This is a genomic window from Pseudomonas fluorescens, assembly GCF_902498065.1.
In the GTDB taxonomy this organism is placed as follows: Bacteria; Pseudomonadota; Gammaproteobacteria; order Pseudomonadales; family Pseudomonadaceae; genus Aquipseudomonas; species Aquipseudomonas fluorescens_BJ.
In genome coordinates, this window is record NZ_CABVIR010000003.1 from 164,227 (window position 1) to 174,482 (window position 10,256).

General features: G+C 61.9%; 8 protein-coding genes. All 8 read left to right on the forward strand.

Annotation, left to right across the window (positions count from 1 at the left end; genetic code table 11):
* Window positions 1–17 precede the first annotated feature (17 nt).
* Window positions 18–1,805: a type VI secretion system baseplate subunit TssF gene (tssF, locus tag F8N43_RS13445; RefSeq protein ID WP_150631320.1), complete on the forward strand. Its 1,788-nt coding sequence runs from the start codon at window positions 18–20 to the stop codon at window positions 1,803–1,805.
* Window positions 1,769–2,776: a type VI secretion system baseplate subunit TssG gene (gene tssG / locus F8N43_RS13450; protein ID WP_150631321.1), complete on the forward strand. Its 1,008-nt coding sequence runs from the start codon at window positions 1,769–1,771 to the stop codon at window positions 2,774–2,776. Before tssF ends, tssG begins: the two co-directional genes overlap by 37 nt.
* Window positions 2,777–2,789: 13 nt before the next feature.
* Entirely contained in the window at window positions 2,790–5,435 is a 2,646-nt protein-coding gene (tssH, locus tag F8N43_RS13455) for a type VI secretion system ATPase TssH (RefSeq protein WP_150653912.1), read from the forward strand.
* Between the two features lie 10 nt (window positions 5,436–5,445).
* Complete coding sequence (locus tag F8N43_RS13460) at window positions 5,446–6,963, forward strand: sigma-54 interaction domain-containing protein (protein WP_150631323.1); 1,518 nt, start codon at window positions 5,446–5,448, stop codon at window positions 6,961–6,963.
* A gap of 93 nt (window positions 6,964–7,056) precedes the next feature.
* Window positions 7,057–7,197, forward strand: coding sequence for a type VI secretion protein (locus F8N43_RS13465; RefSeq protein WP_150631324.1), 141 nt, complete (start codon window positions 7,057–7,059; stop codon window positions 7,195–7,197).
* Window positions 7,198–7,214: 17 nt separating this feature from the next.
* Window positions 7,215–8,411 carry a type VI secretion system-associated FHA domain protein TagH gene (gene tagH / locus F8N43_RS13470; protein WP_150653913.1) on the forward strand — a complete coding sequence of 399 codons (1,197 nt, stop codon included), beginning with the start codon at window positions 7,215–7,217 and terminating at the stop codon, window positions 8,409–8,411.
* Between the two features lie 5 nt (window positions 8,412–8,416).
* The gene (gene tssJ / locus F8N43_RS13475) at window positions 8,417–8,917 is read left to right on the forward strand and encodes a type VI secretion system lipoprotein TssJ (RefSeq protein WP_150631326.1); all 501 of its coding nucleotides are present in this window, start codon (window positions 8,417–8,419) and stop codon (window positions 8,915–8,917) included.
* A 2-nt stretch (window positions 8,918–8,919) separates the two neighbouring features.
* Window positions 8,920–10,251 carry a type VI secretion system baseplate subunit TssK gene (gene tssK / locus F8N43_RS13480; protein ID WP_150653914.1) on the forward strand — a complete coding sequence of 444 codons (1,332 nt, stop codon included), beginning with the start codon at window positions 8,920–8,922 and terminating at the stop codon, window positions 10,249–10,251.
* The last annotated feature ends 5 nt before the right edge of the window (window positions 10,252–10,256 follow it).

Below are 10,256 nucleotides of genomic sequence, written 5' to 3' on the forward strand. Positions count from 1 at the left end.
ACAAACAGGTATTGCGCGTGTCCTTTAACCACTTCTACCAAAGTGAACTCACAGCACTTCGCCAGTTAGGTCGTCGATTCGCCGAGCGTAGCCCGGCGTTGGCGCCTTTCCTCGGGCAGGCCGGGCGGGATCCGGACGTGGAGCGGTTGCTGGAAGGTTTCGCATTCCTGACCGGTCGCCTGCGTCAGAAGCTTGATGACGAACTGCCGGAGCTCAGCCATTCCCTGATGCACCTGCTGTGGCCCAACTACATGCGCCCACTGCCGGCGTTCAGCATTTTGCAGTTCGACCCTTTGAAACGTTCGGGACCTGCGTTGATGGTCGAGCGCGACACGCCGGTTGAGAGCGTGCCGATCGATGACGTGCGTTGCCGCTTCCGCACCTGCTACCCGACCGAAGTCTTGTCGCTGGACCTGGCCGCGCTGAATTACTCGGTGAAGGGCGATGGTTCGCTGTTGAGCATGCGTCTGGAGATGAGTGCTGAGGGTCATCTCGGTGAGCTTGAGTTGAGCCGTCTGCGTCTGCACTTCGCCGGCGAGCGCTACATCAGCCAGATGCTTTACCTGAGCCTGTTGCGCAACCTTGAAGGCATCGAGCTGATCCCGCTGGACGGCGCCGGCAAGCCCATCAACGGCGTCAACGGCACGCCGATGGCGTTCAAGATGCCCGGTGACCGCGTGCAGCCGGTGGGTTTTGCCGAAGAAGAAGCGATGATCCCGTATCCGCTGAACACCTTCCGCGGTTACCGCTACTTGCAGGAATACTTCGCCTTCCAGGACAAATTCCTCTTCGTCGACGTCAACGGACTGGACCTGCTCAAAGCGTTGCCGGAAGACGCGCTCAAGCAAATGCGCGGCCTCGAATTGCGCTTCGACATTCGCAAGAGCGGCATCATGCGCATGCGTCCGACCCTGGACAACGTGAAGCTCTACTGCACGCCCATCGTCAACCTGTTCAAACACGACGCCTTGCCGATCCGCCTCGACGGCAAGCAGGACGAATACCTGCTGCTGCCGGCCAAATTCGATCTGCAAAACTGCGGCGTGTTCTCGGTGGAGACCGTGACCGGCTGGAAGCCTGGCGGCCTCGGTTATCAGGAGTACGTGCCGTTCGAGTCCTTCGAGCACGACCCGAGTTTTGACGTGCCCAACAGCCGTCCGCATTACAGCATTCGCCAGCGTTCCTCCTTGCTGCACGACGGCCTCGACACGTACCTGAGCTTCGGCATCCGCCACACCGAAGCTCACGAAACCTTGTCGATCGAGCTGATGTGCACCAACCAGAACCTGCCGCGCAAACTCAAGCTCGGCGACATCTGCAAGGTCTGCGAAAACACGCCGGAGTTCCTGAGCTTCCGCAACATTACCCCGGCCACTTCAAGTTTCGCGCCGCCGCTGAACCGTGACTTCCTATGGAAGCTGATCAGCAACATGTCGCTCAACTACCTGTCGTTGGCCGACGTCAATGCGTTGAAGGTGATTCTCGAAACCTACGACCTGCCGCGCTACTACGACCAACACGCGGAAAAAGTCAGCAAATGCCTGCTCGGCGGGCTCAAGTCGATCAAGCACCAGCATGTCGATCGACTGCACCGAGGGTTGCCGGTTCGCGGGTTGCGCACCGAGCTGACCATCGACCCGCAAGGGTATATCGGCGAGGGCGACCTGTTCGTGTTCGCTTCGGTGCTCAACGAGTTTTTCGCGCTTTACGCCAGTCTCAATTCGTACCACGAGCTGCGGGTAAAAAGTACACAAGGAGAGGTGTACCAATGGACACCACGTATGGGCCTGCAGCCGCTTCTTTAAGCGGACTGACCCGAGGAATACGCGAGTACTCGCTGTTTCAGGCCGTGCTGCTGGTGGTTGACCGGCTGCGCGAGGCCCACCCGCACCTGAGCGAAGACGACCTTTACGATCAGCTGGAGTTCCAGGCCAACCCGAGCCTGGGTTTCCCTGGCAGTGACGTTGATCGCGTGGAGTTTTTCCGCGAGCACGGACAGGTGCGCGCGCGCCTGCGGTTCAACCTGATCGGCCTGGTCGGTTCCGGTTCACCGCTGCCGGCGTTCTACGGTGAGCAGGCGTTGGGCGACAGCGAAGACGGCAACCCGACCCGCAATTTTCTCGACCTTTTTCACCATCGCCTGCAACGGCTGATGCTGCCGATCTGGCGCAAGTACCGCTACCGAGCAAGCTTCCAGAGTGGTGCGCTCGATCCGTTCTCGGCGCAACTGTTTGCCCTGATTGGCCTCGGCGGCGAAGAGATCCGCAAGGCCCAGGAACTGAACTGGAAACGCCTGCTGCCGTACCTCGGCTTGCTCAGCTTGCGCGCGCACTCGGCGGCGCTGATAGAAGCGGTGCTGCGTTACTACTTCAAGCACGCCGAGCTGACCATCGAGCAGTGCATCGAGCGTCGCGTGGAAATTCTCGACGAGCAGCGCAATCGGTTGGGCCGCGCCAACAGCCTGCTCGGTGAAGACCTGGTATTGGGCGAACACGTGCGCGACCGCAGCGGCAAGTTCCGCATTCACATACGCGAACTCGACTGGCCACGCTTTCACGAATTCCTGCCGATCGGTTTCGGCTACCAACCGCTGTGCGCGCTGGTGCGGTTCACCCTGCGTGACCCGCTCGACTACGACATTCGCCTGGTGCTGCGCCAGGAAGAAATTCGCGAACTGCGCATCGGCGAGCAGAACGCCTGTCGCCTGGGATGGACCAGTTGGCTGGGCCGCGAAAAAGCGGACGGCGTGGTGACCCTGGGCAGCAAAATTCATTAAGGACAGATGACCAATGATCAACGTAGACCTGCAACAACTTATCCAGGCGCTGGACGCCGAAACCCGTCGTGATCTGGAAAGTTCTGCCGAGCGCTGCGTCGCCCGTGGCGGCAGCAAGATTCTCGTCGAAGACTTGCTGCTGGGCCTGCTGGAGCACCCGCAAGGCCTGCTCGCACGCGCGCTGCAAGACGCCGAAGTGGATGCCGGCGAGCTGAGCGCCGCGTTGCAATCGCGGGTCGAGCACAGCGCTTCGCGCAACCCGGTGTTCGCCCCGGAACTGGTGCAGTGGCTGCAAGATGCGTTGCTGGTGGCCAACCTTGAACTGGGCCAGAGCCAGGTCGAGCACGCCGCGTTGATCCTCGCACTGCTGCGCAACCCGATGCGCTACGCCGGCAGCCGCTATCAGTCGTTGCTGGCCAAGCTGAACATCGAGCGCCTGAAAGAATTCGCCCTGTCGCAGAAAGAGCAACCGGCCACCGGCAAACCAGCTGTGCCGGGCGAGTCGCTGCTGGAGCGCTTCACCCACAACCTGACTCAACAGGCCCGCGACGGCGGACTCGACCCGGTGCTGTGCCGCGATGGTGCGATCCGGCAGATGGTCGACATCCTCGCCCGCCGCCGCAAAAACAACCCGATTGTGGTCGGTGAAGCAGGTGTCGGTAAGACTGCGATCGTTGAAGGCCTGGCGTCGCGCATCGCCGCCGGTGAAGTGCCGCAAGTGTTGAAAGGCGTGGAGTTGCTGTCGCTGGACATGGGCCTGTTGCAGGCCGGCGCCAGCGTCAAAGGTGAATTCGAACGTCGTCTCAAAGGCGTGATCGATGAAGTCAAAGCGTCGCCGAAACCGATCATCCTGTTCATCGACGAAGCCCACACGCTGATCGGCGCAGGCGGCAATGCCGGCGGTTCCGACGCGGCCAACCTGCTCAAGCCAGCCTTGGCCCGTGGTGAGTTGCGCACTATCGCTGCAACCACTTGGGCGGAGTACAAGAAGTACTTCGAAAAAGACCCGGCCCTGGCTCGTCGTTTCCAACCGGTGCAACTGCACGAACCGACCGTCAGCGAAGCGGTGACCATCCTCCGTGGCCTGGCTCAGGTTTACGAGAAGAGCCACGGTATCTACCTGCGCGATGACGCGGTGGTGGCGGCAGCCGAACTGTCCGCCCGTTACCTCGCCGGTCGTCAGCTGCCGGACAAGGCGGTCGACGTGCTCGACACCGCGTGCGCCCGCGTACGCATCAGCCTCGCCGCTGCGCCGGAGAGCCTTGAACGTCTGCGTGGCGAACTGGCAGAAGGGGGGCGTCAGCGTCAGGCGCTGCGTCGTGATTCCGAGGCCGGTTTGCTGATCGATCACGAAGCGCTGGACGCTTTGGAAGATCGTCTGGCGGCCGCCGAAGTTGAAATGCTCGCACTGGAAACCCTCTGGACTGAACAGAAAAAACTGGCCGAGCGCTTGCTGGATCTACGCCAGCAACTGGCCAAGGCCCGTGAAGCGGCTGCTGTCGAACCGACCGTCACGGTTGAGGAAGACGCCGAAGGCACCGTGATCGAAACCCTCGAAACGCCGGCTAACGATGTCGCATCCTTTGAGGCCGCGCTCAACGAAACTCACAAAGCCTTGACCGAGCTGCAGGTCAAAGAACGCCTGGTGAGCTTCGAAGTCTGCCCGCGCCTGGTCGCCGAAGTGGTCAGCGCCTGGACCGGCGTGCCGCTGGCGCAACTGGCCCGCGAACACAACGCCAAGGTCGCCAGCTTCGCCACTGACCTGCGCACCCGCATCCGTGGTCAGGAACAAGCCGTTCACGCACTGGACCGCTCGATGCGCGCCACCGCTGCCGGCCTGAACAAACCCGATGCACCGGTTGGCGTGTTCCTGCTGGTCGGCCCGAGCGGCGTCGGCAAGACCGAAACCGCGCTGGCCCTCGCCGACTTGTTGTATGGCGGTGACCGTTTCATCACCACCATCAACATGTCCGAGTTCCAGGAGAAGCACACCGTGTCGCGCCTGATCGGTGCGCCACCGGGTTACGTCGGTTACGGCGAGGGCGGCATGCTCACCGAGGCCGTGCGCCAGAAGCCGTACTCGGTCGTGCTGCTCGATGAAGTCGAGAAGGCCGACCCGGACGTACTGAACCTGTTCTACCAAATCTTCGACAAAGGCGTGGCCAACGACGGCGAAGGGCGCGAGATCGACTTCCGCAACACGCTGATCCTCATGACCTCGAATCTGGGCAGCGACCGCATCAGCGAACTCTGCGAAAACGGCGCGCGGCCGACCGCCGAAGTGCTGGAAGAAACCATTCGCCCGGTGCTGAGCAAACACTTCAAACCGGCGCTGCTGGCGCGCATGCGTGTGGTGCCTTACTACCCGGTCGGCGGCCCGGTGCTGCGCGAGCTGATCGAAATCAAACTCGGTCGTTTGGGCGAGCGCCTGAACCGTCGCCAGCTGGATTTCACGTACTCGCAAGACCTCGTCGATCACCTGGCCGAACGCTGCACCCAAAGCGACAGCGGCGCACGCCTGATCGACCACTTGCTGGACCTGCACGTACTGCCGCTGGTGGCCGACCGCTTGCTAGACGCGATGGCCACCGGGGAAAGCCTCAAGCGTGTCCACGCGACGCTCGACGGTGGCGCCAGCGTGACCTGCGAGTTCGTCTGAGGTGGGTGTGATGTTCACTCAAGTGCCGCAGCCGCTGGTGTATGCCGAAGCCTTGCTGGCGCAGTTCGCCAGCCTGTCGCGGGCGGCGGACGGCGCTGCGCTGCTGGGTGACTTCGTGCGCGGGGTGGCGGAGCTCAGCGGGTGCGAGTTGACGCAGCTGTATCTGCTGGACGCGACCCACACGTGCCTGGGAATGAATGCCGAGTGCTTGAACGGCATTCTGCAACCGCGCGAATCGGCGAGCCTGCCGGCGGATTACAACGGTGAACAACTGCTGCAATTCGCCCTGTGCCAGAACCGTGTGGTGAGCCTCGGCGAACTGAGCGGCAGCCTGCACGAAACCAGCTTCCTGCCACCGCAGGCCACGCCCTGGCAGTCGCTGCTGTGCGTGCCGCTGGTCAATCAGCAGAAGGCTGTCGAAGGCTTGTTGCTGTGCGCCAGCCGCCGGCACATCGACCTGCAAGGCTTTGCCGATTCCCTCGGACAGCTGGGCTCGTTCGTACTTGGCCAACTGCATTTGCTGCACCGTCTGCGTCTGCCAACGGGTGATGCAAGACCGTTCAAAGCCAGCGTCCCGAACGCGAGTGGTTACGGCTTGATCGGCAAAAGCAAAGCCATGCGAGAAACCTGCTCGCTGATCAGCAAAGTCCTGCACAGCCCGTACACCGTGCTGTTGCGCGGCGAAACCGGCACCGGCAAGGAAGTGGTTGCCCGCGCCATTCACGACTGCGGCCCACGCCGTTCCCAGGCGTTCATCGTGCAGAACTGTGCGGCGTTCCCCGAGAACCTGCTGGAAAGCGAGTTGTTCGGCTACCGCAAAGGTGCCTTCACCGGTGCTGATCGCGACCGCGCCGGGCTGTTCGACGCGGCCAATGGCGGCACCTTGTTGCTCGATGAAATCGGCGACATGCCGTTGTCGCTGCAGGCCAAGTTGTTGCGCGTGTTGCAGGAAGGCGAGATCCGCCCGCTGGGCTCTAACGACACCCACAAGATCGACGTGCGCATCATCGCCGCGACGCACCGGGATTTGTCGGTACTGGTCAGCGAAGGCAAATTCCGCGAGGACTTGTACTACCGGCTCGCGCAATTTCCGATCGAGTTGCCGGCGCTGCGTCAGCGCGAAGGCGACATCCTCGATCTGGCCCGGCATTTCGCCGACAAGGCCTGTTCGTTCTTGCAACGGGATGCGGTGCGTTGGTCCGATGCGGCACTGGATCACCTGTCCGGTTATGCGTTCCCCGGCAACGTGCGCGAACTCAAAGGCCTGGTCGAACGCGCGGTACTGCTGTGCGAGGGCGGCGAGTTGCTGGCCGAACATTTCTCCCTGCGCATGGAAGCCATGCCGGAAGACAGCAGCCTGAACCTGCGTGAACGCCTGGAGCGGGTCGAACGCAGTCTGCTGCTCGATTGCCTGCGCAAAAACGACGGCAACCAGACCCTCTCCGCCCGCGAACTCGGCCTGCCACGCCGCACGCTGCTGTACCGCCTCGGGCGCCTGAACATCCATTACGGTGACTTCGATGGCTAGGCAACAGACCGCCGACTTCACCTCGTCTGCTTATTTCAGCGCCGCCCGAATGGACCGGCGCTTTGTGCTTTGTCTACCTCTGGAGACCCTCTGATGTCTGTTCGTCACTGGCAAGCCGTCTTGCTGACCCTCGTCGTTCTTTGCGGCCTCGGCGGCTGCAACGGCAATTACAAATTCAACGACAACACCTATCGCCCCTTGGGTGATCCGCAGGCGGTCAATCGCGGAAAGTGACCGCAAGGAGTATCACCATGGAACTGGTTTTCGAAATGCTCAACACCAAGCAATTCGTGCCCACGGAGTCGTGCCAGAAGACCTTCAAAGAGGCAGGTGGCGTGATTGGCCGGGGCGAGGATTGCGACTGGATCATCCCGGACCGCAAGCGTCACCTGTCCAACCACCACGCGATGATCAGCTACCGCGAAGGCACGTTTTTCCTGACCGATACCAGCAGCAACGGTATTCAGGACAGCGAAAGCGGTGCACGCCTGCGCAAGGGCGAAGCAATTCGCATCGAACATGGCAGCGTCTACGTGCTGGGTGATTTCGAGATCCGTGCGCGAATGGTGCGCGACCCGGCAACCTTTGATGTGGAAGTCGGTCGCCCACAAGCAGCGGGCAGCACCATCCCGGATGACGCGTTCCTCGACCTCGATCCGCTGAACGCCCTTGATCAGCAAGAGCGCGTGTACTCGGAAATTGAAGAGCTGATCACTCCGAGCACGACCATTGAGGACACTCGTCAACACGCCGACTACGCGCGCATCGACATGGAAAGCCTGATGGTCCCGGAGCTGATCGATGCCCCGGCCGAACCTTCGCCAGGCCCTGTGCCGAAAGCGCGTGAGCATCAAAGCGAAGGTTTCTGGGAGCACTTCGGCGCCGCATTGGGTGTGGACCTCAAAGGCCTCGACCATGATGCTCGCGAAGCCCTGGCGCTGAACGCTGCGCGCCTGCTCAAGCAAAGCGTCGGAGGTTTGCAGCAGAGCCTGCGCACCCGCAGCGAACTGAAAAACGAGCTGCGTCTGGCCCAGACCACCGTGCAAGGCACTAACAGAAACCCGCTGAAATCCGCCGTCGATGCCAGCGAAGCGCTGGGCATTTTGTTGCAGCCGAACAAACCGGGCCAGTTGCCGGCCGAGCAGTCGGTCTCCCGCGCGTTCCGCGATTTGCAGGCGCATCAGGTGGCCTTGCTGACCGCCAGCCGCGCCGCTGTTCGCGGCACGCTGGAGCACTTCGCGCCGCAGCAACTGACCCTGCGTTTCGAGCGAGATAACAAGCCGTTGCTGGCCACGTCCGGCAGCCGCTGGAGAGCCTACGGTCGTTATCACCAGGCCCTGCGTCAGGACGATGACTGGAGCGAGCGGCTGCTGGCTCGCGACTTCGCTCAGGCTTATGAAGAACAGATTCGCCTGATCTCCACCCTCTACACCGACCACCAAGGATGATGCGCATGTCTCGCTGCTCGACCGCTTTTCTCAAGATGCTGACTGCGTTCGCGGTGCTGGTGCTGCTGGCCGGTTGCTCGTCGCTGTCGCCGTATTCCAAAGTGACCAAAGTCAACCTGAAGCTCACCGGCAGCGATCAACTGAACCCGGACCTCAACGGGCGTCCGTCGCCAATCGTCGTGCGTCTGTTCGAGCTCAAGCATCCGGTGACCTTCGAAAACGCCGACTTCTTCAGCCTCTACGAGCGCGCCAAGGAATCCCTGGCCCCAGACCTGGTGTCCAGCGAAGAACTGGAACTGCGTCCGGGTGAAACCCTCTCGCTCAAGCTCAGCGTGGAAGAGGGCAGCCGTTACGTCGGCATCCTCGCGGCCTACCGCGACCTGCCGGAAACCAAATGGCGCTTCACGGTGCAAGTCACGCCGGTGGAAGTCACCGAGGCTGACCTGACCCTAGACCAGGCCGGTATTCGCAACAGCAACGAAACGCTCGCCAAGGCGGATGACTGATCATGAACTCCCATAAAGTCATTTGGCAGGAAGGCATGCTGCTGCGTCCGCAGCACTTCCAGCACAACGATCGTTACTACGACCACCAGTTGAAGACCCGCACCCAATTGCTGGGCAGCTGCATCTGGGGCTTCTTGAACCTGGACATCGATTTGCAGTTCCTCAACATGGGCAAATTGGTGATCAGCCAGGCCTCGGGGATTCTGCCGGACGGCAGCCTGTTCGAACTCGGCGGCAACACCGAGCCGCTGGCGCTGGATGTGCCGCCGAACACCGGCAACACGCCGATCTACCTGGTACTGCCACTGGTGACCGGTAACCACATCGAGTCGCGCCGTCCGGAGCAATCCGACGTGCTGGCGCGCTACACCGCGTACGAAGCCGAAGTGGCCGACTCCAACGCCGGCGACGACTCCGCCAGCCAGGTCAGCTGCGGTCGCCCGGACTTCAAGCTGTTGCTCGGCGAGCAGCAGAGCGATCAGGCCTACGTGAAGTTGAAGGTCTGCGACGTGCTCGACACTACGCCCGATGGCGTGATCAGCCTCGATCCGGACTTCGTGCCGACCTACATTCAGGCGCATTCGTCCAGCTACCTGCTGTCGTGCCTCAAAGAGGTGATCAGCATGCTCGGTCACCGTGGCGACACCATCGCCGAGCGCATCCGCTCCAACGGCAAGGTCGGTGGTGCAGAAGTCGGCGACTTCATGATGCTGCAACTGATCAACCGTACCGAGCTGCTGTTGCGTCACTACCTGGGTCTGGAGCAGGTTCACCCGGAAGCGTTGTACCGCACGCTGCTGACCATGCTTGGCGATCTGGCGACCTTCTCCAGCGACAGCAAACGCCCACGCCTGGACAGCCATTACCAGCACAGCGACCAGGGCGCGAGTTTCCGCAAGCTGATGGAGGCGATTCGTCAGGTGCTGTCGATGGTGCTCGAACAGCACGCCATCGAACTGGTCCTGCAAGCGCGTCAGTACGGGATCATCGTCTCGCCGTTGCACGACCACAAACTGCTGGGCACGGCCTCGTTCGTGCTCGCGGCCAGCGCCAACTGCGACTCCGAAGAACTGCGCCACCGCTTGCCGGCGCACCTCAAGGTCGGCCCGGTGGAACGCATCCGCCAACTGGTCAACCTGCACCTGCCGGGTATCAAGGTCAAACCGTTGCCGGTGGCCCCGCGGCAGATCGCGTTCCACTCCAACAAAACCTATTTCATCCTCGAACTCAGTTCCGAAGACCTGGCGCAACTGGAGCGCTCCGGCGGCTTCGCGTTCCACGTGTCCGGCGAATTCGCCGAGCTTGAACTGAAATTCTGGGCCATCAGGAACTGAACGAC

Excerpts from the sequence above, each read along its gene's own strand:
- tssG (WP_150631321.1), top strand. The coding sequence starts at position 1,769 with ATGGACACCACGTATGGGCCTGCAGCCGCTTCTTTAAGCGGACTGACC.
- tssH (WP_150653912.1), top strand. The coding sequence starts at position 2,790 with ATGATCAACGTAGACCTGCAACAACTTATCCAGGCGCTGGACGCCGAA.
- F8N43_RS13460 (WP_150631323.1), top strand. The coding sequence starts at position 5,446 with ATGTTCACTCAAGTGCCGCAGCCGCTGGTGTATGCCGAAGCCTTGCTG.
- F8N43_RS13465 (WP_150631324.1), top strand. The coding sequence starts at position 7,057 with ATGTCTGTTCGTCACTGGCAAGCCGTCTTGCTGACCCTCGTCGTTCTT.
- tagH (WP_150653913.1), top strand. The coding sequence starts at position 7,215 with ATGGAACTGGTTTTCGAAATGCTCAACACCAAGCAATTCGTGCCCACG.
- tssJ (WP_150631326.1), top strand. The coding sequence starts at position 8,417 with ATGTCTCGCTGCTCGACCGCTTTTCTCAAGATGCTGACTGCGTTCGCG.
- tssK (WP_150653914.1), top strand. The coding sequence starts at position 8,920 with ATGAACTCCCATAAAGTCATTTGGCAGGAAGGCATGCTGCTGCGTCCG.